The organism is Bacillus subtilis subsp. subtilis str. 168 (assembly GCF_000009045.1).
In the GTDB taxonomy this organism is placed as follows: Bacteria; Bacillota; Bacilli; order Bacillales; family Bacillaceae; genus Bacillus; species Bacillus subtilis.
Genome location: NC_000964.3, coordinates 2229902 through 2256030, shown reverse-complemented (window position 1 = coordinate 2256030; position 26129 = coordinate 2229902). Strand labels below are relative to the sequence as shown.

At 36.2% G+C, this 26129-nt stretch carries 28 protein-coding genes; 3 read left to right on the top strand and 25 right to left on the bottom strand.

The genetic code is table 11. The annotated features are described in order from the left end of the window. Positions 1–19: 19 nt before the first annotated feature. The 3 genes from cwlP to yomK form a co-directional block, all read right to left on the bottom strand. A complete protein-coding gene (gene cwlP, locus BSU_21350; protein ID NP_390018.2) occupies positions 20–6877 on the bottom strand; it encodes a lytic transglycosylase; SPbeta phage protein in 6858 nt (2285 codons plus the stop codon). A 53-nt stretch (positions 6878–6930) separates the two neighbouring features. Further along, positions 6931–7614: a protein conferring self-immunity to the host; phage SPbeta gene (gene yomJ, locus BSU_21340; protein NP_390017.1), complete on the bottom strand. Its 684-nt coding sequence runs from the start codon at positions 7612–7614 to the stop codon at positions 6931–6933. Between the two features lie 81 nt (positions 7615–7695). Continuing rightward, entirely contained in the window at positions 7696–8142 is a 447-nt protein-coding gene (yomK, locus tag BSU_21330) for a conserved protein of unknown function; phage SPbeta (protein NP_390016.1), read from the bottom strand. Between the two features lie 345 nt (positions 8143–8487). On the opposite strand from yomK, the gene youB reads away from it, so the two are divergent. The 3 genes from youB (at position 8488) to yozP (ending at position 9880) form a co-directional block, all read left to right on the top strand. Further along, entirely contained in the window at positions 8488–8664 is a 177-nt protein-coding gene (youB, locus tag BSU_21329) for a conserved phage protein of unknown function; phage SPbeta (protein YP_003097752.1), read from the top strand. 24 nt (positions 8665–8688) lie between these two features. After that, on the top strand, positions 8689–9375 hold the full coding sequence (yomL, locus tag BSU_21320) for a conserved exported protein of unknown function; phage SPbeta (protein NP_390015.1): 687 nt from the start codon (positions 8689–8691) through the stop codon (positions 9373–9375). A 175-nt stretch (positions 9376–9550) separates the two neighbouring features. Continuing rightward, the gene (yozP, locus tag BSU_21310) at positions 9551–9880 is read left to right on the top strand and encodes a hypothetical protein; phage SPbeta (protein NP_390014.1); all 330 of its coding nucleotides are present in this window, start codon (positions 9551–9553) and stop codon (positions 9878–9880) included. 2 nt (positions 9881–9882) lie between these two features. Here the strand turns inward: yozP and yomM are convergent, their stop codons facing one another. The 22 genes from yomM to yonG all read right to left on the bottom strand — a co-directional run bounded on the left by yomM (position 9883) and on the right by yonG (position 26043). Then, positions 9883–10884: a putative integrase; phage SPbeta gene (gene yomM, locus BSU_21300; RefSeq protein NP_390013.1), complete on the bottom strand. Its 1002-nt coding sequence runs from the start codon at positions 10882–10884 to the stop codon at positions 9883–9885. Between the two features lie 13 nt (positions 10885–10897). Then, complete coding sequence (yomN, locus tag BSU_21290) at positions 10898–11317, bottom strand: conserved protein of unknown function; phage SPbeta (protein ID NP_390012.1); 420 nt, start codon at positions 11315–11317, stop codon at positions 10898–10900. Next, complete coding sequence (gene yomO / locus BSU_21280) at positions 11301–11801, bottom strand: conserved protein of unknown function; phage SPbeta (protein NP_390011.1); 501 nt, start codon at positions 11799–11801, stop codon at positions 11301–11303. The genes yomN and yomO overlap by 17 nt, the downstream gene beginning before the upstream one ends. Before the next feature lie 49 nt (positions 11802–11850). Beyond that, positions 11851–12042: a conserved phage protein of unknown function; phage SPbeta gene (gene yomP / locus BSU_21270; protein NP_390010.1), complete on the bottom strand. Its 192-nt coding sequence runs from the start codon at positions 12040–12042 to the stop codon at positions 11851–11853. Continuing rightward, the gene (yomQ, locus tag BSU_21260; protein ID NP_390009.1) at positions 12039–12389 is read right to left on the bottom strand and encodes a putative tail phage assembly protein; phage SPbeta; all 351 of its coding nucleotides are present in this window, start codon (positions 12387–12389) and stop codon (positions 12039–12041) included. The genes yomP and yomQ overlap by 4 nt, the downstream gene beginning before the upstream one ends. 10 nt (positions 12390–12399) lie before the next feature. Further along, positions 12400–13617, bottom strand: coding sequence for a conserved protein of unknown function; phage SPbeta (gene yomR, locus BSU_21250; RefSeq protein ID NP_390008.1), 1218 nt, complete (start codon positions 13615–13617; stop codon positions 12400–12402). A gap of 1 nt (position 13618) precedes the next feature. Then, complete coding sequence (gene yomS, locus BSU_21240) at positions 13619–13975, bottom strand: putative phage-related lytic exoenzyme; phage SPbeta (RefSeq protein ID NP_390007.1); 357 nt, start codon at positions 13973–13975, stop codon at positions 13619–13621. A 63-nt stretch (positions 13976–14038) separates the two neighbouring features. After that, a complete protein-coding gene (yomT, locus tag BSU_21230; RefSeq protein NP_390006.1) occupies positions 14039–14266 on the bottom strand; it encodes a hypothetical protein; phage SPbeta in 228 nt (75 codons plus the stop codon). After that, positions 14266–14877 (bottom strand): conserved protein of unknown function; phage SPbeta, encoded by a 612-nt coding sequence (gene youA, locus BSU_21229; RefSeq protein ID YP_003097751.1) that lies wholly within the window; start codon positions 14875–14877, stop codon positions 14266–14268. Before youA ends, yomT begins: the two co-directional genes overlap by 1 nt. 17 nt (positions 14878–14894) lie before the next feature. Then, positions 14895–15692, bottom strand: coding sequence for a conserved protein of unknown function; phage SPbeta (yomU, locus tag BSU_21220; RefSeq protein NP_390005.1), 798 nt, complete (start codon positions 15690–15692; stop codon positions 14895–14897). Between the two features lie 42 nt (positions 15693–15734). After that, on the bottom strand, positions 15735–16445 hold the full coding sequence (yomV, locus tag BSU_21210) for a conserved protein of unknown function; phage SPbeta (protein ID NP_390004.1): 711 nt from the start codon (positions 16443–16445) through the stop codon (positions 15735–15737). After that, positions 16442–16948, bottom strand: a complete 507-nt coding sequence (gene yomW / locus BSU_21200; RefSeq protein ID NP_390003.1) for a conserved protein of unknown function; phage SPbeta — start codon at positions 16946–16948, stop codon at positions 16442–16444. The genes yomV and yomW overlap by 4 nt, the downstream gene beginning before the upstream one ends. Then, positions 16945–17595 carry a conserved protein of unknown function; phage SPbeta gene (gene yomX / locus BSU_21190; RefSeq protein ID NP_390002.1) on the bottom strand — a complete coding sequence of 217 codons (651 nt, stop codon included), beginning with the start codon at positions 17593–17595 and terminating at the stop codon, positions 16945–16947. The genes yomW and yomX overlap by 4 nt, the downstream gene beginning before the upstream one ends. Further along, complete coding sequence (gene yomY, locus BSU_21180; protein ID NP_390001.1) at positions 17579–17833, bottom strand: conserved protein of unknown function; phage SPbeta; 255 nt, start codon at positions 17831–17833, stop codon at positions 17579–17581. Before yomY ends, yomX begins: the two co-directional genes overlap by 17 nt. Beyond that, positions 17830–18225 (bottom strand): conserved protein of unknown function; phage SPbeta, encoded by a 396-nt coding sequence (gene yomZ, locus BSU_21170; protein NP_390000.1) that lies wholly within the window; start codon positions 18223–18225, stop codon positions 17830–17832. Before yomZ ends, yomY begins: the two co-directional genes overlap by 4 nt. A 14-nt stretch (positions 18226–18239) precedes the next feature. Further along, complete coding sequence (yonA, locus tag BSU_21160) at positions 18240–18710, bottom strand: conserved protein of unknown function; phage SPbeta (RefSeq protein NP_389999.1); 471 nt, start codon at positions 18708–18710, stop codon at positions 18240–18242. A gap of 35 nt (positions 18711–18745) precedes the next feature. Then, complete coding sequence (yonB, locus tag BSU_21150) at positions 18746–19762, bottom strand: conserved protein of unknown function; phage SPbeta (protein NP_389998.1); 1017 nt, start codon at positions 19760–19762, stop codon at positions 18746–18748. A 38-nt stretch (positions 19763–19800) separates the two neighbouring features. After that, positions 19801–20337, bottom strand: a complete 537-nt coding sequence (gene yonC / locus BSU_21140; RefSeq protein NP_389997.1) for a conserved protein of unknown function; phage SPbeta — start codon at positions 20335–20337, stop codon at positions 19801–19803. Between the two features lie 24 nt (positions 20338–20361). Beyond that, entirely contained in the window at positions 20362–21798 is a 1437-nt protein-coding gene (yonD, locus tag BSU_21130) for a conserved protein of unknown function; phage SPbeta (protein ID NP_389996.1), read from the bottom strand. 30 nt (positions 21799–21828) lie between these two features. Then, complete coding sequence (gene yonE / locus BSU_21120; protein NP_389995.1) at positions 21829–23349, bottom strand: conserved protein of unknown function; phage SPbeta; 1521 nt, start codon at positions 23347–23349, stop codon at positions 21829–21831. Positions 23350–23366: 17 nt separating this feature from the next. Further along, a complete protein-coding gene (yonF, locus tag BSU_21110; protein NP_389994.1) occupies positions 23367–25136 on the bottom strand; it encodes a putative P-loop ATPase; phage SPbeta in 1770 nt (589 codons plus the stop codon). Beyond that, positions 25123–26043: a conserved protein of unknown function; phage SPbeta gene (gene yonG / locus BSU_21100; RefSeq protein NP_389993.1), complete on the bottom strand. Its 921-nt coding sequence runs from the start codon at positions 26041–26043 to the stop codon at positions 25123–25125. The genes yonF and yonG overlap by 14 nt, the downstream gene beginning before the upstream one ends. Between the last annotated feature and the right edge of the window lie 86 nt (positions 26044–26129).

Here is a 26129-nt window from a genome sequence, read left to right as displayed (position 1 = left end):
AGTCTGCTTTTGCAGACTCTTACATGCTACCATTTAGTTTTACAACTTCGTTTTTAATGCTTTCAAACATCGATCTCGCTCCCGATTCTCCTCCTATTAGCTTATCAATGTGGAAAGTATTCGTTAAATTAATTGTTTTATCTCCAGAAGAAGCAATTGTTTTTGAGGGGATCTCAATCTTCTTTAAATTTGGAATTAAACTGTTTGTTAACATTGATTGATTAACGTTAGGAACTAATGAAGGAATAGAAGTAATTCCTTTTTTAATAAGGTCTGCTAATTTTACTCCTTGGCCCCATTTTGGGGAATCGTCCACAGCGGTTTCACGAACAGCTTTTACCGTATCAAGGATGTTGGCTGTGTCAGTTTTATTTAAGATCAGTTCTTTGTCATGTAGGAATGCAAGTTTACCAGCACCTAATCCTGTTCCAGTGTACCCTCCAGAAGCGAAAGAGGATACTTTTTTACCTGTCGTGTTGCCTTTGACAGCAGTATTCAGTGCATTAGATGCTTCTTTGAGTTTATCAATCAGGTTGTTTGAAATACTTTTTCCAATGGACTCCATATTGGTATTAATAAACTTAGAAAACTCATTAAGCTGCTTAGCGATATCGGTGATTTTTCCATTCATAATCTTATCCTCAAGCTTTTTAAAGGCTCGTTCATCATTTACAAGATTATCGTATTTATTGTTGATTGACTCCTCATCTTTTTCGAGCTGATCTTGGAGCGCTTCTTTCCGTTTGTTACTTTCGCGATCCTTTAGAAAATCATCAAGGTCTAACTGCTCTTTTTGAAGCTGTTCAGTTAGTTCTTTGACTTTTGACTTTCCGAATTCAGAATCATCAAGAGAGTATTGATTAATTTGGTCAGTCAACTTTTGAATACTGTCTTGTCTTTCTTTTAATTCTTTTTGAAATTTAGCCTCGTCATCAGTCTTGTCTATCTCATCGATCAAGTCTTGAGTCGCTTTCTGATGCGCTTCTAACTCAATATCACGCATTTTTTCGTACATCTCTTTGTAGATGGATACAACTTCATCAGCCAATGATTTATAGATATCCTTGATCGACTTCTTGGTGTTATAAAGCTCAAGGTTAAAATCTTTCTGTTTATCTTTCCAGTTTTCGATTTCTTCAGTGATCTGTTCCTGGATGTCAGGGAAACCTTTCGCAGCTTTCTTTTGTTCTTCAAGCTGCTTAATGTATTTCTTCGCTTCCTTTTGTTGTTGTTGAATGAGCTTTATTTGCTTGCTATAGTATTTAACCTTGTCTTCATCTTCTTCAGTCATTGAAATTTTGTTATCGACATCTTTAATTTTCCCTTGGGTTTTAGAAGATGACTTTTCAATTGACTTAAGTGTCTCATCAACTTTAGATTGAACAAGTTGTTTCTGTAGCTCACGAACCTGGTCTTGAACAGAAATTAAATCTAGCTTGGCCTGTTTAAGCTCTTCTTGAAGCTGTGCACGTTGAGCGGAGTTCAATGCTTTATTTGTTTTAATTTCTTTTTGAATCCAATTAACTTTTTGTTGTTGGATTTTAGCTTGCTCTGCCACAGCTTTTTTCTGATCAGAGGTGTATTTTCGGAATTCCTTGCTGTCAGAAGTGTATCTGTTAGCCATTGACTCATCTTTTGCTATCCGAACATCAAAATCTCCAATTCTTTTATCAAACTCATCGAGTTTAGATTGAACTAGTTCATACTGAAGTTCTTGAATCTGATCATTGACTGAACTGATATCTCCTTGGAGGGAGAGAAGATCAGATTTAGCCTGAGCTATCCCTTGTTGTCGTTCTGCCTCAGCTTGTGACGCATCTGAAATAGAAGTTCCAATACCTTGCATGTACTTTTCAGGATCGATTGTTTTTCCATTTTGTTCGATCTGTAAATGAAGGTGGTTCCCAGTCGAGTTCCCTGTACTACCAACTTTACCAATAGTTTGACCGGCTTTAACTGATTGACCTGCTTTTACAGAAGGAGTGTTAAGCATGTGCATGTACTTGGCAACTGTTCCATCATCCTGTTTAATAACAACCCAGTTACCTGCAGTTTTACTGTAGCCAGCAATTTGGACTTTACCACTTTGAAGAGATTTAATTGCTGTACCTGCTTTTGCAGCAAAATCAGTTCCTTTGTGTGGGGAGGAGCGGAGACCAGATTCCTGTTGTCCATATTTGGAGCTTACCCTAAAAGCGCTATTATTTGTATAATAGCTGGCGATTGAAGAAGTGGCAGATGAGAGCGATTTGCTATAGTTGGCCATGATCTTCTTGACGTAATTCTGTGTTTCTTTAAAAGGAGGGATACCACCATATTTAATTACGTTACCAGGCCCAGCATTATATGCAGCCAATGCTTTTTCAACATTACCGCCAAACTTTTCAAGTTGTTGGGCGAGGTACTTTGTTCCACCCATAACATTTTGATAAGGATCGTAAGCGTTATTTACTCCTAAGCTTTTTGCTGTTGCTGGCATCAGTTGCATTAATCCCATGGCACCTACACCAGATCGTGCTTTAGCATTAAACCCTGATTCTTGCTGAATTACAGCTGCAATAAGGGCAGGGTCAACATTGTATTTACTAGCTGCTGAATTTATGTAGCTTGAATACTTGCCTGAATATGATCCACCAGTTGAGGAGGGGGTTCCACCAGAAGAAGTTGTAGAGGTTACAATACCGTATTGAGTAATGTTACCGGATTTAATTTGATCTTTAAGCAGCTTAGCTTGTTCCTGCATAAGCTTTTTCTTTTGCTGAAGTGCTTTAATTTCTTTCTTGATTGCATCTCGATATTTCTGAGAGTATTTAGGATAATCATTGACCTGCTTGTTGTACTTGTCAATCTCAGCATTAACTTTTTCTAATGCTTCCTTGTATTTATCAACAACATACATGGAAGTCTTGGTTTCTTCATTGGCTTTTTCTTGTTGATCTGTCCAATTCTCCAATGATGTTCCAGCTTCAACAAGTGCCTGTTTATTCATTTCTTGTGTACTGGTGGCTTCTTCAGATGCAGAAATATAAGATTCTAAAGCTGATTTAACGCTTTGCATTGCTTCAATTTGACTATTGGAGTATCCACCAGGTTGAAGCATTTTCTCTTCAAGCTTTTTAAGTTCTTTTTTTGCATCTGCAACATTATTAATTGACTTAACTTCTAGGTCTGACAGTTCGGCCTCAGACATATCAAGCTTTCGTTCTTTTCGTAGCTTTTTCAGGCTGTCAATCCGTAAGGTATCAGCGTTTAAAGTTTTGATAGCGTTGTTAACTTCTGTTTTCATCAATTTATTGCTGTAGGTAACCATGTCGTTATAAGCATCAAGTTTAACTTTTCTTTGTTTGATAACTTCATCACGGTTAATTTTCACAACGCCATTTTCGATGCTAATAGCCTGGGCAAGTTCCTTATCTTTTTGAATAAGGGTATTAGCTTCATTTGCAGAAATACTTTTACCTTCAGCCATTTTTTCCAGAAGATCATTGAGAGGAGCTACTTGATCTTTGGTGTTATTAAAAATATCCCCATTTAAGACATCTTGAACGGAATCGAACTGCATAGCATCTGACATTTCTTTAATAGCTGCCTTAATATCATCAACACTATTTGCATCCAGAGCTTCTTTTAGCTTCTTACCAAAATCTTCTGCCTCGTTACCTGCTTCTGCCAGCGTCTCACCTAAATCACCAACTTCAGATTTGACGGAAGATAAGCTCTTATCTCCATCTTTTATGTTCTTCTGTGCTTTGTCGAAGCTCATTTTAAAAACATCAATAGAAGAATCGGATTTGGAGTATGTTTCCAAGAGACTTTGAAGATCTTTTTTTGCGTTATCGAAAGCTTTTTCATCGCCTGAATCTAAAGCTTTTTGCATTTTTTCTTGAAGCTTTCCTAAAGAAGAGGAGAATTTTTCTAATTCTTCAGGATCTAAATCATCTTTTAAGTTAAGTTTGTTGACAACATCACTAATACTCGTCTTTAAAGTATTACTGATATCAATTGAACTATAAGCATTTGCAATTGAAAGGACGCTATCTTTAACTTTAGCATTTCCACTCTCAATGTCAGATTGAGCTTTGAGCATACTTTGTTTAGCTTTATCAGCTGCAACCTTATAGTCATCGTCATCTGCAATGAGATCCCATTTAGGTCTACCTTTATCGTTGTAGTCAGCTATTTGTTTGTACTGCTTTAATTCATCCTTAGACTTTTTAATTTCCTTAGAAGCGTCTTCGAATGTTTTCTTTGCGCTGTCTCTTGTTTCTTGTTTCTTTAAAGCCAAATACTCTTTAGTATTCTCAATCGCTTTTTCAAGCTCTTTATTTGTCTTAAGAATTGCATTTCCTTGAGAATCATAGCCTTTAACTAATGCAGGGAAAGTTTGTGCTAATTGCTGAGTGACTTGAAGGTATTCTTGCTCTTCATCTGAAGTTAAAGATCTTGACTCTTTAACTTTTTGAAGCTCTTTATATTGCTGTATTAGTTTATCAGTGGAGTCTTTATTGGTCGTAATTGCTTCGACATTGGTTTGCTGGCTCTGCTCAAAATCATCTTTAGCTTTTTTAGCTTCTGCAAAAGAAGAAATTAATGATTCTAGCGCCCATCCCAAAGCAGCAAATGCACCGCCAACTAAAGTTGAAACAAGCAACCCTCGAAGAGCAGTTTTTAGAACTCTTGAGGCGACTGCTGCACGAGTCATACCAGCTTCTAGCCCAGCAGTCGCTAAAGTTTCTTGCCCCATTGCACGTGTGCCCAAAATTAGGCTGCTGGCTAATGTGCGGGTATTCTTACTGAGCAAAAGGGTTGCAGTGCTTACTGCAGCTAAAAGGGGAGGTAGGAACCCAACTGATTTGATTACTCCTGTAGAAGCGTTAAGCAAAGAACCTGCGGCTTGAGTAAATTCAATTAATCCGTCGCTAATAAAAGCATCAGAAGCTGCAATAGCAAATTCAGTGAAGTTATTTTGAAGCTTATTTACCCTAGCTTGTAGACTATCTGCATACTTTTGCTGCTCACTCCAAGCACTTCCTGTTGAGTTAGCCGCAGTTTTAGCCGCATTCTGAGCAATAGAGAAGTTGTTCATCATTGCATTAAAACGGGATAATTGATAAATACCAGCTACTCCAATTGAAGTATTTTGTTTCTGAGCATCAGAAAGCGTATCCCACTTACCAGCAACTTCACTAATTAAATCACTTGCTGATTTAGCTTCACCACCAGCTGTTTTAACTGAGATACCAATCTGTTCTAACGCTTTAATTGAGCTTTGATTATTCCCAATCCGCGCGAAAATTGTCTTTAAGGAGTTCCCGACGATATTCCCTGATTCACGTGTTGTACTAGCAATTGCAGTTGTATAACCAATAAGATCATTTAGCTCTACCCCGAATGTAGAAGCAGTTGAACCAGCTTTACGGATAGAATTGGCCAGATCTAGAGTTGTAACAGCATAGTTATTATCAACCTCATTTAATTTATCTGCAATTGATATTGAATCATTTGCTGCAATATTAAAGTTGAGCATTGCTGCCGTTAGAGTGTTAACTGTATCATCGGGAGTTAAATCAGAGACATTTTGAAGAACTTGGGCAGTTTTCGTTAACGTGGAGAGCTCACTTTCATCGAAACCCATTCTCCCAAAATCGCCTGTCATTTGAAGAATATCTGTGATTTTATTTGAAAGTGTATCACCTAAGTCAATAGATTCTTGGAGAAGTTCATTATATTTATAATCCGGCTCATTCATAACACGGCGAATATTTGTCATGAGAGTATCAATTTCTATTGCCTGGGATACCATTTCTTTAAGTCCAGAGATAGCTCCGTAGAATAAAGAACCGGAGATTAAATAGGTGGACATGCTTTTGAAGGTTTGGGTTAGTTCTGCTCCAAAAGAAGAGGCTTGATTAGCAGCTGTTTGAGCGTTGGAGGCTAATTCTCTAAATTGCATATTCAAGCTTTGAATTTGTGATCTGATATTATTGCTTCCAGTGCTTACATTAAGACTATTTACTGCATTCAAATAATCTTGAACAGCTTGTCTATTACTAGAGCCCATAGAACTGCCATACCGTGTATTTAGGTTTTGAACATTTACTTGTGCCTGTCGCTGATATAATTCAATGGTTTTCTTTAATTCATTGTTCTTCGCAACTGCCGCAGATTTATCATCTAACATCCTTATCCTATTTTGCAGTGCTTCAATTTGTTGAGCGGATTGAGCTGTGTTTATTTTTCGGCCAAGAGATGAGATGGTCGTATCAGTAACAATACCTTGCTGTCTAAGCTTCTCTAAATCTTGCTTAAGCTGCTCAATTGCTCTCCTTTGTTGGTCATAATTAGTTGTAGTTTTTGAGGAGGTCGAATTAGTTTTAGGATCAGTTGTATAAACAATATCATCGAACCCGTGGCGGTTTTTCTGCACTACCTTTGTTGGCTGTCCTTGCAGATTTCTCTGCACAGTCTTTTTTTGAACCTGTCCTAGTTTCTCAGTGGCCTGTGTTAGCTTGTTAACCTCTTGAGTTTCTTGCTTTAATGCTGTATTACGATTGTTGATTATTTTTGTTTCACGTTGAAGTATCTCACCATTTTTCTTATACTGCTGGGTGAGCTTTTCAACTGATCCGTCAGCATTCTTAATTACTGTTGAGGTTTCTTTAACTGTTTGATTATAGGATTTTAGGTTTTTCTGATATGTGTCGATAGCAGAGGAGAATTCTTGCAGAGCTTTTAAGGTTGTAGAATCAATGTTTGTATTGAGCTTGAGGGAGTTGAGTTTCTTTTCCAGGGATTTAATTTGCTGATTTAACTGTTCGACAGTTTTGGATGAGGTATCAGCTTGCGGGGTTAGTATAATTTTGAGGTTTTGACTCAAGTAAGAATCACTTCCTTTCAGTAGGGGAGAGGACAAAGAAAAAAGCCACTCAGTTATTGAGCGACTTTGTTTGCTTTCTTAATAATTACATCCATAACACCATGCCAATATTCTGCATTCGTAAGTGCTTGTTGAATGACATTGCTATCTTTTTTATACCCCTGAATATTATACCCTTCAACTTCTTGTGTGGGGAGAAAATCGATATAATGGATAGGCTTACCGAGGTCTTCAACAGTAATCTTTAGCGTGACAGATTTGACCATTTCATTTTGTATTGAAGAGGCAGACAACCCTCCAATTGCAGCTCCAATTCCTCCAGCTAACAGGCCACCAGCTACGATTCCTGATTTTGATACTTTAGAAATTATTTGATTGTCTAAAGCAATTTCGGATTCTATAACATTGGAAAAAGGGATTGTGTATTCTTCAATATGTTCATCTTTATTAAGCTGATATATTTTCACAAGGGAATCAGATTCCTTAAATGCAATTTTAGTTTTGTAAGTATTAAAGAAATTGTCTGGATTAAAACCACCGTCGAAGTGCTTAAGTGTTTCCGCATTTTCTTTTAGTTTATCTATATTTTTTTGGGCTTTAATTTTATAGGGCTCAAGTGCTAATAGGGCTAAACCTACAATTATTAAGCAAATTCCCATGCCTCTCCAGCCGTCCATTAGCAAAAAGAAAAGACAGAATAAAAAATAGCCACCATAAGCCATAAACTTATATCCCATTCAACCACCGCCGGTATCATTTTCCTACATTATACCATTGTTTCCAGTCATGGAGAACTGTATAAATGGAAAGTGAAATCATTAGTTCTTTTCTGATTTTATCTGAATGAGCAGTTCTTTGAGATAATCTGCAGTTGTAGCATTTTCTTTATCTTTTATAATATTACGAAGTGTCCATAAGCAAATTATGATTGTGATTAATACGTAAATTAATGCATTCAATCGGTTTCCCTCAGTAATTTTTGATATATTCACACCAAATAATACTTGAAATCCTATAAACGATGTTCCCAAAATCAAACTTCCAATCCCCCAAGTTTTAGATGGATCATATTGCGATTTTATTCCTTCCATCCTTGCAATGGCAGATGATAATTCAGACGGGCTTAAAGATTTTATTATTTGGACTTTCCTTGCATGTGTATGATAATCTTGTCCATTAATAGGAAATTCATGCTTGATAAACTTTATTAATTCTTTAGGATTCATTTCAGCCAGATTGTGCTTTAATACTTTTTTATTGAACATTTTCATCACCTCTCCATATTATCGACAAATACGCAAAGGATTTTAATGGAAATTAGGTTTCTGAGAGTACGTTTCTCTAATTTTCAAAATGAATGAATAGTCCTTTTTAAGATTTATACACAGTCATTCTCCAAGGAAAAATGACTCAATTTTTCGATTTTTTATGTAAATCAAAAAAGAATCATGTTAGAGTAGGTGTGCTGAAATAATTCAAAAAATTATTTTGCAATATGATTAAAGTAATATTGCCAGAGAGTTCGGGTTGGACAAAATTGTAAGTATTTAATACACTGGGGCTGCAATCAAATATGCACCTGGAATCAATTGCTAAACGGGGGAGTTTAAATGAACAACAAGAAAAATATCTTTGATATTGTAATGTACATTATTTTCGGTGTGTTAAGTCTTTTTCTAGTTGCAAAAACTGATTATGGCACTGGAGTTTTAGTGTTTGTTGCAATTTTATACCTCGCTGTAATTGCTTATAAAATTAAGCAAGTATTTAGTAATTCAGATTCTTAAGGTGTAACACAAGGAGGATTTCAATTGAGAAAGAAAAGAGTTATTACTTGTGTTATGGCTGCATCATTGACTTTAGGCTCACTTTTACCTGCAGGTTACGCTACTGCAAAGGAGGACTCTAAGACAACCCCTTCTTACGAAGAACTAGCTCTACATTACAAAATGAAAAGTGAAAAGATTTCATCGAACGGGAAATTAGTTGAAATTGAGTATGTGAGTGGAAATGAAACTCACAAAGTTCAGATGAACGGAAATGATCATACTGTAAAAGTCGATGGCATAGAACAAAAAGGCTTAAACTTTGAGTATGATGAAAATGCTGCTAACAGAACAAATTATGAAAACAATAATTTGAAATCAAATGAATTCACAACACAGGCTGCAAAACCTAAAAAGGGATACCATTATGTGGGGACTTTATCTGGGCATACAAAAGCAGCTAAAAATGCGTTATCAGTTACAATGTCATTAGTCGGTATTGTCCCTGGCTTGGGATGGGGGAGTAAGGCTGCCACTATTTTATTCTCTTATTGGGCAAAAGAACAAATCCCTGATGCGTATTATAAATATGATTTATACGAAAAAGGAGCAATGACTGATAGTTGGTATCAGTATGCTACAGTTCAATTTTTTGAAGATAAAGCCCATAAAAAGAAAATGGGCAAACCGTGGACTAGTACTCCTGCAAAAGTAGATTTACCTAATAGCTAATTTTAAAATCACTTTGTCTTTATCGGGGGACAAAGTGATTCTTTGTTTTATACATAAGCAAAATCCCTCAAACGAGGAATCTTGATTCTGAATAAAAGAGGGATTTTATGCTGAATTGAATAGAATTTCTCTAATGGTTAACACTAAGCTCAAATTATCAATTGGAGGAGATATCGTGAAAGTAATCCATGGAATCAGAGTATATGAAAAAGGAGAAAAAGTCTTTTTTGAAACTGAAATGCCATCCATTCCAGAATACATGTATTCTAAATTCGGGTGGAAAATTATCGAAATAGATGGTAAGAACTATTGGGCCCCGATGGAGGAGGAAGAATATATACATATTGTTGCAAAATATTTAGGGATTTCACCGAGTGAAGTTGATTTAAACTTAGTTCATTGTGGAACGATGGGGGACAATGGTTGTTTTGGAGATTGTACCGGAAATAGATTTTGTAAAAGGTGGAGTACTGGAGATTCAACAGGATGTATTTGTGGTGCTTAAAACTAAACAAATATTTGATTTTTTTCTTCTTCAAAATCCCGTAAATCATAATGTTTGATTGTTGTTGAGACATCTTCATGATGAGCTACATATTTGCTTATCAATTCAATTTTGACTTTCTTAACTTCTAGGAGATAAGTGATGCACGAAGCTTTAAAGAGGTGGGGGTTTATACGTCGACCAAGGATGTCTGATAACACATCAGAGCAAAAATAATCAGCCCAAGACTCTGACATCTGTTTAGGCTCTCCGCCATACTGAGTAGTGAAGAGGTATTCATGATCATAGCCACGTTTTTCATGCCATAAGCGAAGATACTCCAGTGCTTCTGTGTTAATCATGTACTCAAGAGGTTTTCCTTCACCTTTACCTTTTCCAAATACCTTATGACTCATCACGTATGACTGACCCTCTGGAACAGGGTAATCTAATATTTCTGTTTTTAACTGTATGAGTTCTGCTCTTCGCCCGCCAACATTAAAGGCAGTAGCAAGCCATGCCATCCCCAAATAATTTTCGTCCTCTTTTAGGGCGTCCATCATCAGTTTATAATCATCATATGTAACTTTAACTTTTTCATAGGTAGTGGTTTTAGGAATAGCTGGAAGCCCGCGGGTGAAATTTCTGAATTTCTCATAATTATGATCATCTTCTGCAACAACATTTTCGATATAATTATTTAACGATGATACACCGGCTTTTTTTAAAGCAATCCCACTTGAAGACATCCCACGATTCTTTAAGAAACTTTGATACCTAATGAAATCACGCTTTGAGATCTTATAAAGTTTTTTCCCGTTAAGAGAGGTATGTACCCACCAAAAGAATTGGCGAAGGGAGGAGTAATACTGCTTTCGTGTTTTATCTCTAAATGAATGAGCATCTAAAAACTCTTGAACCAAGTTTCTGTGCTCTTCATCTACTTGCTCCCACATTGATTCCGTGACCTCGGGGAGTTTTATTGCTCGAGATCTGAGCATATTCTTTTCAATTGGTTTGGTCATTAATTCACCACCATTAGTCTGTTTTAATACCATCTGCTTTTAAATCTTTTTTTAGCGCTGCGGTTAATCGTCCATCTCTTAAGGTCTCAGAGGTATTCTTCATAAAAGGACGAGGGTTACCGTATCCATATCCATATGAATCAGGGTATGTATACCCCTGCCCGGTTTCAATAACTGTAGCAATGTCTTTTCCATCATCTTCTCTAATATTGTCCAATGACACCCCGTTGCTTTCGTTGGTGGTTATAAAGGCATCTTTAACTTGTCCTGTGCGTTCATAAAGTAGGGGATCATATGCACCGTAAACATCTTCAACAATATGCTCTTGTCCTGTTTTTACCATAATTTGTTTCACATTAGAGGAAGACTTATGAATTGATTGAATTGCAGCTTGTTCAACCATAGCTTTGATATCTTTAATTGTTTTCGCCACTAACTTCACCAGAACCAGTCTCTATTTCTTCTACCTTTTCTAGAATAAGCTTGTTGATTTCCTGGTGGCTCATAGTTAACAAGTCTTCAGTGATTTTTTCTAAAGCTTTTGTTGCATCCTTAAGCTTCTTCATACTTTCTTTTGGAAAACTGTTAATAATCATAGGGAAGAATTCGGAATCTACAAGCTTAAGGTACCATTTAACTTTATTTTTGATGTCATTCGGAATCCCCAAATCTGAAAATTCTTTGACAATTGAAAAGAATACCCATTGAACAGTGTTGATTTTACTAAAATCAATACCTTTATCTTCAGCTTTTTGTTGATCAGAGATCATTTCAGTTAGCATTTTTGTTAACCGAGAAGGAGAAAAGTATGGGTAGATGAATACATGTACATCATCGGTTAATTGGACTTTTTCTTTCTTGTCATACTTATTGACACTTTCCTCAATTAAACTTAAATTCAATTTTTTTGATGCCATTTAATATCCTCCTTAATATCCTCATTTTGAGCAAACAATGATAACGTGTTTATTCTGTAGATAAGGTAACTGAAGTATAGGCTTCCCCAACAATTTCTTGATATTGTTCAGGAGTAATTAAGTTATTGTCTACTCCTTCTTTGAGTTCTTCCTTAGTTACATCATCGTAATAATAAGCTTCTTTAACCTGATCAAGAGTTGCCCAGTTTTTGTTTAGGGCTATAACCCAAAAATTGCTCATGCTGTTGTCCCATCTTTCAAGTTTTTAACTTCATTTTGTAAATTTAAGATTATGCGATTTTGTTTTAAAATTAAAATTCTGGCTTCAGCTAGTGATTGTCCAAGTAATTCCACATCAGAAGGTTCTTCAGGGGGCGGTGAGAGGCTGTCTATATATTCTTGAGAGGCTGTTTCTATCCAAACTTGTTTTGATAAATCAAATCGTGGAAGGTAATAGGAGGGAGAGTCAGGTAATGGAACAGAAGTGCAATTATCGGGAAAAATATAATCTCCCTTTTCATCGATTTCAGTTACAACTAGGGGTTCAACGAACATAAAATTTTCGTCATATTTATAGACTTGTATCACGACTTACCTCCTAATTCAACGGAACAACTACATCTATGTAGTAACCCGTTATTGCAGCACTGTTGTCAGCTGATACCCCACTTAGCTGAAGGTCACCATTAGAGTTTACAAATAATTTACTTCTGCCGAAAGTTCCACTCACTTCAACAGACTTAACAGCACCTTGTGTTGGAGAAAATTCAGTTGGAATAGAAGCAAATACTACATCTCGGTTTGTTACAACGTGCCCACTAAGCTGCAAAGTCCCAGCTACTTTACGATATTGAAGTGGCCTTGAGCCTGTCTTTGCGCCATTTTTATATGTAACGCTTAACCAAGGCACGTTATCAATTTCACTGCTACTTATCAATCGTTCCCAACTTGACCATGCTCCGTTTATCAATGATTTTCTGTAAGTCTTATTATCATTAGTCAGAACAATAGCTTGACCATAAAGTTTATCAGCACTACATGTCCAAAATCCCCGCCCGTTACTTGGAGGTGCTTCTAAGGCAGCCTTATCATATCCGAAATATGTTAAAGTAGGAGAATTCAAAAGTTCAGAATGAAAGTCGCTTGTTATAGAAACTAGTGGTTGACCATCATCGCTTGATATTTTAGTTAATTGAGCAGAATTCCATTTACTTCTTTCAGTGCTAGTGATATGACGCTCATTATCTTTTATGTGAGCATCAAATTCTAATTTTGTCGCTTGTTTATCATTCGTAAGGTTTCCTAACCCGACCTGAATTGCAGTTACTTTATGAGGATTGTTTGTGTTCTGAGAATGTGCGTCAGTATACTTTTTAGAATTGCTTTCCGCGGCATTCCAAGTAGTTCTCTCTGAAGCTGTAATATGAATAATTGTATCTTGAGCATGTTGATCAAATTCAGTTTTAGTTGCTTGTTTTTCATTCAGGACATTTGCTAAACCAACTTGGCTTTTAGTTACTGAATGGGGATTGAGAGTATCGTTTAGATGTTCGTCAAATTCCTCTTTAGTTGCTTGGACATTATTTAAAACATTGCCCAAACCAACCTGCTCTTTGGTGACTAAATGAGGATTAGACTTATCATCAGTATGTTTCTTGAGCTCATTCTGTTGATATTCCATAAACAAATTTGTTTTTTCTGTTAATGCTTGTTCATGCTCAAGCATATGTTTTTCAGCTCTGTCATTGGATCCTCTTAATGAATTGATCTGAATATTGTTTTGTTTGAGTTGACCGACGTATTTACTGCTGCTCATCTTAACTCACCACAATCCCTTTAACAGTTACATCACCAGTAACAGAAACTACTTCGAACATAACTTTAAACAATCCAGCAATGTCGAAGTCCCAATACTCATTAGTATTTAAAGTACTGCTCCCAAGTTGGAAGTCTGTTTTATTGGTGCCACTAAGTGCAGTTTTTTCGCCATTTTCATCAACTGCATAAAACTTTATTTCTCGTGAAGTTGAGGAACCAGAGATCTTAACAGTAAGTTCCCGAAAATGACCCACTACAAATTCTTCACCTTCAGATGGGGAAGTTGCGGCTTCGTGAAATGTAAATGAAGTTTTGTCTGGAATCGTGATTACGACATTTTCAGTCGTTTCTGTCAACAACTCCACCTCCTTAATTTGAATAAAAACTGTCTTTTATCTAGAAAAACAAGAGGGGAGGACTTATTCAAAAAGCCCATCCTCTTGTAGCTTATTCCATATACCTTCCCAAGCTGGGGTAGAGGAAGGGGATGACTGAAGCGAACTTAAAGGTTCGTACTCATTGAAGTCGCCTTCAAAGCGTTGCTTGAAATCATCAACACTGATATAGGATCCATCTGATAGTAATAGGAATTTTTGTTCCAAACCATCAAATTGTTTGAACAGACCACATACTTCATCAAATGTCATTATTCCATCCCCCAAACAACGATTTTTAACCCAGTTAGATCAACTGTACCGGCTGCTTTAACTGTCAGATGTATTTTTGGAGCAGTGAAAGTTAATTGTTTTTGTAAAGGGTAATTCTGAACAAAAACAATGCTGTTGAATAGAACAGAATTATCATTACCTGATGTAGTTGCAGAATAAAATGGGATGTTTTTCGGTACGGAATAAATACTTGCTAAAACTTTGCTGTTTGAGCTGTCTGTTTGAGTTGTGTACATAGCAACACCGTAAGTTCTGAAAACACCAAGTGAATCGATTAGATCAACTGTATAAGACTTAGTTGCACCTGTAGCTACGGTATCAGCATCAGTAACAACAAATTCAGAATAGGATTTTTGAACTTGGGTTTTAATTGCTGCAGTGTTTTTAACCAAAACAGGGACAGAAGCCGTATTAGTTATATTTACATCAAGTGCAGTGTTGGCCACATTAACATTAAGAGGCTGGTCATTATTGAGACCAACCTCCAAGGGGACAGTGGAACGTTCAATTGATACAGCTGTTATGGGATTACCTGTCCCATCATCTTTTGCAGAGGTGTATTTATCACCGTCCTGGTTTAAAAAAGCAATAATAAACGCCTCCTTAATTATTCAGTTGTTCCGCCAAGATCTGAGCTTTGAGATGAGCCAGTTCCTTCATCACTAGTGACAACGCCCTTTGTCCCATCAGCTTTACGTTTTACACGAGCAAAGTTACCGATTTTTCCGTTATTATCAGCAAGGGCTCGATAGCCGATTTCCGGAGTGTATGCATTTCCTGCTTCAAACGACATATCTGCTTCACCAGAGAAGTTTACTTTAGGGAGCTGAATATAAAGGTCACTGTAGATTTTTGAAGTCTTAGGATCGTATTCAATTGTGTGAATTTCAAAGTAGTAATTCTCAGAGAATTTTTCACCGTTAATTTCAACAGTCTCGGCTTCAACTTCAATTTGATAATGAACTGCTAAAGCTTCACCCTTGGTTGCAAAGGTATCAGGCACAGTAACTGTTTTAGATGCAGCGTCAACTTCAATTTGATCTCCATCTTCGTTAGTTAATGAAACTTTAGACAATGGGAGATATGAAAGGATAACCGTACCAGTATCACTAACTGTTAAGCTTTCATCTTCCCACACAGAAATTGTTTCGTTTTCAATTTTTACACCTTGCTGCATTGCCATGAAATCAAGATCAAAGAAAGCATTTCGGACATTACCCGATACTTCTTTACTTGAATTAATAACATACAGGTCTCGGTTACCCCATCCGCCTTTTAAAAAGTCTTGTTGAACTTGTTGGGAAAACTGAGTCATTTGTGTAACACCTGAAGCAATAACCTTATTATCGCTCAGACGTTTAGCTGTAATTTTTCCAACTTCATGGATTACTGTTTGTTTTGCCAAATTGTTTCCTCCTAAATAAAAATAAAAAGAGACTAAAGTTAATTAGCCTCCAAATAATTGCTCGATATTTTTAGCATCTTTAGTGCTCAGGTGATAAGACTCTTCCTTGTAAAGATTAATGTGACTACTCCAATCACTTACTTTGACATCAGGAGAGACGGTAGCAAAAAGTGTGGTTGTGTTATAATTCATAACTTCAGCCATCCTGTAGAACGACAAATATAGTTGATACATCGTCATTTCAGATATTTCTTCATACGTGTATCCGTTAAATGCAGCAACACAGCTTACTATATCCTTTAAATCACTTTGAGAATCTTGTTGCTTGAGTGATTTACTTATATCATGGAACTCCTGAAGTTCATCATTGTCAACGACCTTGTCTTCAGTGATACAATGCATGTCTAGTATTAGTTTTCGGAGACGGGGAAAATTATGTTTTCCAATCAACGATAGGGAATCCTTGTTTATCAATACTTTTGAAAAAACTTTGAAATAAGCCTCGTGAAAATCAGGGAGTACCGAATGTACAATTTCATAAAGATCTCTCTTTTTCATTTCAATAATAAATGGGTCAAGCGAGCCATCCTCATTAAACCTTGAATATTCTTTAATAAGACTTTTCTTATTCATCCTCAACATGCTTAGTTCTTTGGTGTAGAGAGGATAATCTTTTAAGCGGATGAAATCAATCTCTCCTATTTCAGTCTGGATCGGTTTTCCTAAGAAAAAGAAATCCTTTAACTCATTCATTTACTTGCTCCAAAAGTAAAGATCATCTTGTAGCCCAAATATCCGTCAGGGGGATTACTAATAAGCAAACGTTTATAATCTACTGTTACACCAAAACCAGCAATATTTTTATTGAAAAATAATTTTGAAACCCTGTCGATGATTTTCAAACTTCGATACTCAGATATCTCAAATGTATTAATGTGTGTGTATACATCGATCATCAATTCTTGATTTAACAACATAAAGCTTTGGTTTGTCGGCTTAGGCAATGCATTCCCTAAATAAATACACATCCTACATAATGGTGAATCCGATAGATCATCTGTTTTAGGTGCTCGCTTGAATATGGTATTGATTATAGCGGGAGAGTCATTTGTGGAGTCATAATAATTTTCGAGTGATTGAACATCTGGATGAGAAGGGGAGAGAGGATCAGTTTTGTAATACAAGAGCCGATTCAGTTCAACATCATCCATAACTAATCTGAAGACTTTTGTCATCTGTTCAACAGTCATGCTCATGTCTTTTCACCAACTTTCTTTTTGGCAACCAATTTTATTGTTCCGTGGTCTCCATAAACTTTAGAATAGTCTATATCATCGACTTGATAATCTTCGCCAAAGAAGGTGAGGGTAAGTCCGATTTTCAATTTTTCATGAACAAGATAAGGAATTGTAATGTTTGCTTGACCATCAGGAAGATTTACCGCCAATTCAGTGCCATTTATTGAAGTTGTCCTTTCGAATATGCAGGGGACTTCAGTTTTTTCGCCAGGTACTTTTTCATAAATTGGCTTACCAGTGATTTCGTTAATTTTGCCAGTATCGATTAGCTTGTCTTCTGAAGTAAGAAAAAATGATGTTCCACATATTTTTATCTCAGCCTTTTTGTAAATCTTATTACTGAGAGGGTGGGAGGTGATGAGCCATGTTTCATCATTAAACTTAACAACTCCGCCACGATAAATGTCAGCAATTTCACCTAATATATATCTTGCAGAACCATCGCCACTAGAGTACTTAGAAGTGATCATTACTGTTTTTTCGATTCCATCAATTGTGACTTTTTCAGATTCAAACCCCTTAAGGCCTTGTTGGAAAATAAGCTTACCATCATGAAGAAGTTTATTATTAATGTTAACCTTGTGGTAATTACTGTAGTCCTTCATTCGAATCACCGTCTGTTACTAAGTTATCCCTAAGTCTGCTTAATTCACCACTTACTGTTAAAATAGTGTCCCTGATTTCTGTGAGTTCAGGATCACTTAGCAGCTTTTTATTAAGGTATTTCTCCAATTTGAAGAGGACTGAATTGTTTCTTTTACACAGTTTATTGCAAACAACATCTAAGTCCTCAAGCTTTATTTGTCCATCTTTATGTGCCGATTTAACTTTAATTGTACTCATAGATAATCCACCGCAGCGTTCAATATCAAGCGCTCAATTTCGTCTTTCTGATCCATTACACTTTGTTTAAGTGAATTGAGTTGCGTACCAAAGTTCTTGATCCCCACGTCATTCGTGAAGGGCTGCCACGTATTCTCAAACAAGGTCTTTTTATTTAACAAAAAGATGTATCTCAAGAAGTGTGCAAGAATAAGAAGATCATCCTCAGATAATTCTCGATTAACAGTTTCAGTTGAATTATCAGCTTTTAAATTGTCTCTAAGCCGGTTATTGAAATGAAGGATTGCATTTCGAATTGATTTATAAATGTCCTCTTCTTGTTGAGGAACATCAAAATCGGACGTCTCGCAGTTGTTTAAAAAGGTTTCCCATATTTGATCATAAGATGTCATAAAAATCCCTCCTCTTAGTCAAAGAGAAGGGAAGGATCAGCGACTCCCATCCAATCAGCCAAAACTTTTAATTTGCCTGCAGCAATGTCATCACTAAATTCTGAAGCAACGTCAATAATAAATTGCTTCTCAGAATCCACTGTGATTTTATCGAGCTTATTTTTTAGTTGAGCAATATTTCCCGATTTAATCATCTTTTCAATTTCTTCTTTGGTATGAATGTTATTTTCATAAGCCTCCGACTCAACAATAGAATCTTTAATCTCTTTGGTTGTCTCGTTATCTTCAACAATAACTAATTCACCTTTATCGAAACAAACGCTGTTCATTGTGAGCCATTCAACAACTTCTTTTGGAACTTCTTTAATATCAGCCTTCCCATTTTTACTACCAGACCAAGTGTATTGTTTATGTCCACCATCGCCGGTATACCCAACAAAATAAGACGTACTTCTGTATCGTGCTAACTTAATTTTTTCAGTCAAATTTACATCCTCCTAAAAAATCCTCATATTTTGATTTAGATAGATACTGCAGCTTGTTCTTCAATAATTCCGATTGCTTCTCCAAAAAGAAGGTTAACAGAAGCATCTTGAACAATTTTCATTTTGATTCTTTCATCTTCGATATCTTGTTCTGTCAATTGACGCAGTCCGCCATACTCAACAACAGAAAATGGTTTTTGAGAAACGCCGCCGGCAAACATATAACCTTTGTTGACAGGAAGTTCGACTTTACTATTTGTATCATCTGTAAATGGGTTAGTGAGGTTAACAGCAGTTGTTCTTCCGATAGTTGTTGGATTTAGAGCAGTAAGGAGCTCTCCTTTTACTTCTTCTGTTAAGAAGTTCTTAAACGTAGAGTCTGTTCCTTGTTGGAATGCGAAGTAGTCAATGAGAAGAGTGTCAGCGACGAAGATTGGTTTTCCACCATAACGTTGAAGCACGGAAGCTACTTTGTTGTATTGTTGAAGAGTAAGGTTTGAGCCTGTTTGAACATTTTTTGCAGGGATTTTACCAGCTGTAATTGCGCTTGCAGTTAATTGATGAATTTTATCGAGGTACAAACGGACTTTAGCATCTGCGATATCATTCACCAATTTATTGAAGTAAACAATTGAATCTGTTACGAGATCTAGGGGTTCATAATAGAAACCTGTTGACATAGTTTTCGGAACAGCAGGAACTGTTTCTTGTCCTTCAACACGAACTAAATCAACACCAGAGCCTGTAGCAGACCAAATGACTTTTGCTTTATTCTTTTTTGGAATTTTAATTTCTTTAATATTGCCTCGTTTTTCTTGTTGGACATTGGCCAGAAGGGAGAGGAGCTGTGTTACTTTTGGTTTCGCAATTTCATCAGCTTGTTCAACGACAAGGTTATTAAATTGATGGAGCATGGAAGGGTCAGGTGTAGTACCGCCATCACCAAACACTTTCTTAATGTAAGTTTGGATATCAGCTTTGTCTGTACCGTCCATTTTGTTATTTAATACACGGCTAAACAAGCCTTTGATTTTCACAGTATCTAATTTCATTTAAAATACTCCTTTTATTGAAATTTATTTGTTATGTATTAGGCCTCGATTACTTCAAGGCGAACAAGTTTTTGTCCCATTGTGTAAACAAGGTCATCTTCATTATTTACAACTAGGAACTTAGCAGAAGAATCAGCATAATCCTCATGAGGTGAAGTAGGATCACTAAGAATATACTTTTGAGTAGCAATATCAAAGTGAGCCACTTGACCTTGTTTAACCTCAGTCACTCCTGTATTAAATGAAAATGCAGAAACATCAAAACGAGTATAAGCTGGCTCAAGGATAACAATTCGAGCATGTTCTCCTACACCGTTATAAAAATCTCTCATTGATTCACCAAGGTAGCGTGCTTCAGGAGATGCAATTAAATATGCTTTTTTTGTTTTATCTGATAGTTTCGAAGCTGTACGGTTCCCCTCAGCATCAAAACCAAGTTCAACAAGCATAAAGTTATCAATGTCTGAACCAGTCACTTTTGCACCGTGAGCAACTGTTTTGATTTTTAAAGAATTCAAGTTTCCAGTAGTATGATTACCTACTTCAGTAAGGGCTTTTTGTAATCTTGTAGCCATATTTTATTCCTCCAAGTTTAAAATTTATTGTGAAAAGCGTGATTCAAAAGAGTCATCGTTAGGGATTAAATTTTCCCGTTTACTTGAAAATTCTCTAATGGTTGTATTTGTTTCAGTAGGAACACTAACTAAATCAACTAACATTGTGTTAAGTTGTAATACAGCTTTTTCTCCTTCTTCATCTTGTTTAACCGAAGCATGGATAAGGTTTTGTACTTCTTCTGTACTGAATTTTTCCTCAGCATTTAAAGCTTCAAATTTCGCTTTATAGAATTCATTTTTCTCACTTAGTTTTTGCTCTAATAAAGTTTTCTCGTGTTTTTCTTTATAAGGCTTCAATTGTTCCACTTCAGAATTTAATTGCACAAGCTTTTCACTGGCAGTGTTGAATTGCTGTTCAATTCCTACCTTATCCTTATTGATTTGATTTACTTGTTTCGTTAAATCTTTAATTTGTTCATCTTTCTGGTTAAGTTGTGATTGAATAGGCTCAGGAACAACTTCCTCCCAGTTGCGCGTCATGAATACCTCAGTTTTACTGTCAAAATCAATTGAAACAGTATCGCCTGTTCTTGTGTAATTGAACTTAAAGTATTTGTCATAGCTATTTTCATCTGACCAGCTATACACGTTTACGATGAAATACGTATCATATACATCTGCAATAAATGAATCTGATTCTTTATCAAGGGTTGGATCTAATTGGCTATATAGAAGCGTCCGAACGTCAGAGTGAGACAATTCAAACACTTTTCTAAACTTATTCATTTTTTCACCTTCCTCATTATTTTGTCTTGTAGCTGCTTGAGCCACTAATCTTTCAAATCGTTGAAGTTCATTAAAGCTTAGAAGTTTGGAAGAATCATAGGCGGGGAGGACAATGTCATGCTCTCCACGTTTCTCTGAATTTAAAATTGCATGACCTTCGAAATAGATGGGGGACTGTAGGTGTTCGATACCATCTTGCACAGTGTAATTTGAATAAAGGATCTCACAACTTGTATTAATGTTGATGCCTCTACCATACCATTCAAGTAAAAGTTCACATGCATCTTTAAATCGAGAGCTCCAAAGTATTGCATCTGCTGCCAATACTTCTTTTTTGCCATCTGGGGTTTCAATTTCAGTTATGTATCCCTCGGATGTAAAGACACCGATTGGGGCAGTATCTCTTTTTACTTCAAGTTCTCCGTGCTTATCTGTGTCTAGATAAGCTTCATGAGTTCCCAATGCATCTGTAGAAGTATTTAATTCATCAACCTCGTAATATTTTGCAACAATCGGTTTATTAATAATTGTTGAAGCAGCTTCAAGAGCAACATCCTTAGAAATTACTGTATTATTGTGAGAGACATCGAAATCAAAAATGACAAAGCTACATGACAACTTTGTTGGGTCATCTGATGTTTTAATCTCATTCAATTGAAGTTGGCATAGTTTTTTCTTTTGCTTCTTTGTCAAATAATTTCACCTCCCTTCAAAAGTGAAGTTTTAAATAGGATTGTCATTACCGTTGGATGTAGCTGACTTCACTGTGTTGTCGTTGTTTTTATTACCTTCATTTGGGCGGCCAACTTCATTCCCAGTGAAGGTATATGAAGTTTGATAAGGTCTAATTTTTTCTTGGAGTTTCAGCTCTTCAGTTTCATATAGAGTTTGTTCAAGGTAACTTTCCCAAGACACTCCTGCCAAATTGTCAACTACGTGCTTAATAGACCAGCCCTTATCGTTTAATTTAATTAAGATGTCCATTTTTTCTTTAAGAGTGAGCGGCTTGTCTTTATCGTAATTCATATAGTAATTGTCTTTTTGGGCAGCAGGCAAAACAAGGTTGAATAACTTTTGATAAACCTCTTGTTCAATATCCTCCATTAAAACGCCAATACGCTTATAAAATGTATCCAAGTTTAATGACGAAGTTGCGTAGTTACCGCCATCACCATTTAAAAGAGAGCCGGATAATCCGTAAGCAGATTGAATGTCGCTATTGATATGATCAAATTTTGCTCCATCTAATCCATCTGCTTTAACATCTGGAAAATTGATATCAGCAAAGTCAGGGATTGATACTACAGTCACTCCATCTTTTTGGTTTTTTTCCAAAGCCGTTTTAACGCCACCATGAATTTTTTGTTTAACTGCTTTAGGCAGCTTCATGTTTGTGTATTCGCCATTACCTTTATCTGTTCCAATCGTTAGAACTGCAACAGCGTTAATAATTTTATTTGCAATCGATCTTTCAACATCTTTAAGTTTCTTTTTATGGAGAACGTCATATAGACCTGGTGTAACCCAAGATGTTCCCAATCCTTGATTTCTTTTTAGCGTCCCTGTGCGTAGTGGAAAAGTTCTTTCTTGTGGCAATTCCTTAAACCGATATTTCTCTCGATCTTTCATGAAGTTTTCATAATCGCTTTGTTTAATATAAGGGGAGAGGCTTTTTAACAATTCGTTTCTTTGATCATCTTTATACTTAGTGAACAGCTCCATGTCAACTACACATACCCAGTCTCCGTTTCTTCTAAAGGAGGGGAATACATATTTAATTTCATCAAAAATAAACGGATACGGGCTCTTAGCATCCCCAAGCCATATACCAACAAGAGTACCAGCTGTAGCTACCTGTTTTAACAGATCCCTAGTAAGTCTTTTGTGCTTAACCTTATGTAAGGATTTATTCAAAAGGGAAATATGCTTATCTGAAGACTTAACTTTATTAAAGGAGTCAATTTTATAGTTGAGGGTAGGGAGGGCTTCAATCAATTCAAACAATTGGTGAATCTCAGCAGTCGAAATGTAAAAATACTGAGCAAGATCTTCAATTTCTTCTTGAAATTCATCGGGGTTAGAAAAGTAATTCTTTAATTGTTCGGCCTCAATTTCCGTAACAATGCCATTGGAAAACATATTTGAGATAAAGCCGGAAGCAAATGTAGAAGTATAAGTTGAATAGTCATTCAGCATTTGCTTATACTCTTCAGACTCAATGTCAACTTTATTTAAGGTTACCATGTTTCACCTCATTTCTTTTAAAAATAGACTAATTCATCTTCAACGTCATATTCAGTTTGTTTGTTTAACTGTCTTTCTAATACAGTAGCAATATAGTTGCCATAAGCCACTGAGCTATATCTGTCTTTTCGTTTACTCTTTGGCTCTTTAAGCTTAACTTGTCCGTTATCGCTATATTCAGCTTCTAAGTTGATCATTTCATTTATTAGAAGGGTAATCTGAGCATAGCTTGAAAGGAATTTTCCTTTAACTTCAGGAGATAGCCCTTCATAGCCTTTAAATCTTTTCAGGTATTCTTTTCCTTCATTTTCGTTGATAGGAATTTTGATTTTTCCTCGTTTGAATCCATCTTTTAGTAATACCGCAATTTCGCTGTTCAATTGTGCATTACCTTTAATGCTATAAATTACTTTTTCAGCATTTTGATAAGTACAACGCGCAGCCATTCTTTCATCGTTAATACATGAAAATGGCTCATATTCTTTTGCACGTTCTTTATCATATAAAGGCTGGCATAATGCATCATACACACCAAGTCCGATACTTTGAGTATCTAATACAATATAATCGCAATCATAATCTTCGTATATTTGTCTAATTCTTGTTGCTTGAGTTCCTGTGTGACCACCTACGATGCTCTCCATGTATACAATATGACGATCATATCCATTGGAGTTTGGAATCAGTCTGAATACAGTGTAAACACTGGCATCATTATCCTTACCGGCCATTCCAGCGATATCATTGCTTACCAGTCTAATTTCTCCTGGTTTCTTGCCTTCATATTTGAAGTTGGAATCCTTGATTAGACTGTAATAGTCAGGAGGGAAGAGGGGAGAAGCAAGCTTGCGGTTCTTTTCAATGTCTTCGAATTTAAAATAGGCTTTTTCAGATTCACCAAACCAGAGAGCTTCCATTTCCATAGACCAACCGATAGGATCAAAGTCTTCTTCGGCCATTTCATCTCTAACCTGATCTTTATCCAAAAGACCTTCTTTAATTGCGATCTGATAAGGGAGACCACACACAAAATATTTTGATCCTTTCATCATGGCATTGTAGTAAGTTATGAATCTGTTAAATGACCAATGAACCTTGTACCAGCAGGAAGACAAGTAAATTTCTTTGTTTCGTTCTTTTAAGTGAGCGTATTCTTCTTTTTCGAGATATTTAGGAGAACGGGGAGCTGTCAGGAATTTTCGAAGTACTTTACTGATGATTTCAAAATCAACCATTCTGAATTCATCTACAATAAGGAGGTTTGCACGCTTGGAGCGGGCGCCATCATTTGAGGCTACGATTTTAATCCAGCTGCCATTATGAAACTCCACTTTAGCATCATTTGTTGAGGTTTTTAAATCTTCAATTTCTCGCCTTAAATTAGGTGATTCTTTGCGTAAGTCATCAATTTTCTCTATGACTTCACGAGCTTGTCCCTTTGTGCCCGATGCGATAACTATTTTAGTACCTGGGAAGAGTATGGCTTGCACACAGCAGTATACAGAGGTTAGCCAAGTTTTACCCTGCCCACGACTGGCCAGGTACATAAAATAATGGTTATGTACCATCATGTAAATTAAAATACATTGAAACAATTTAAGTGTAATACCCAAGTATTCTTTTACAAAACGATGTGGGTTTGCTCTATAGAAAGAAGTCCATGCGCCGATACCATCCATTAATCTTTCAGATTTTGATTTCTTTTTAAAGTTGTTTCCCTTTTTAAAAATATTGATTCCTCGACTGTGCTTGTTGCGATCTGTTGTAAAATTTTTATGTGAGGTCATTTTCTCGATCCTCTTCTTCTGCAACAGGTTCTTCAACAGTATGCTTATTCATTTCTTCCCAATATTCCTCTGAATATTGATTTTTCAAACCAAGCATTCGAGACAGATGCCCAAGGAAAAATACCTTAATGTATTTCCCGATTTTATCAGGATCTTTCCATCTAGGCTCTGGCTCAGGAATAGGTCTCTCATTCTCATATTTTTTGATCAGAGTGCCAAAAGACTCTTGTTCAACTCCACTTGCTCCAGTTTCTTGAACGGGTTTTAAATTACTTGACCCAAGTAAATCTTGAAGAGTTTTTTGCTGCTGATCGACTTTTTCACCATTTTCACGCCGTTTGCGTATATCTAGCCGAGTCAAACATATTTCATTTATAAGAAGTTCCATTCCCTTAGAGTCGCATTCATACCTATTCGTGAAGTCAATGTACTCATTCTGAAGCCAAATATAATCTTCAACATCAAGACCACGACCCCAGAATTGCATTAATTCATCTATGTCTTCCTTAGATATATCTTCTGTACTTTTAGCTAGTAACAATTGTGTTGTATATTCTTGTTCTTCTTCAAAGTCAAACTCACTGTCTGCCCAAGTTTTTGACTTGTAATCTTTCATTCCGATATTTTTCATATAAGTACCTAACACATTTCCAGCTGATTTTTTCTTGGACTCTGATTCATTAACAGCGGAAACCCACAAGTCGTAAACAAAAGGACGGTCAATCATTCTTAAGATGTTTTGAACATTCTTTAAGTTATCTTTGTCTTTTTGGAATTCATTTTGGAGACAGCTCTTACATACTGACAGTTTGCCTGTTGCAGAATTGAAAGGAGATTCCGATATATAATATTGATTGGCATTTTGTTCTTTGCCGCAGCATGAGCATTTTATTTTTTCAGCAGACATATTTCACCTCCATAAAGTTTATGTAAACACATTTTACGAAACGCCCAGCAATAGAGCGGAAGGGGAGTACCGCAATCTTCGCTGGG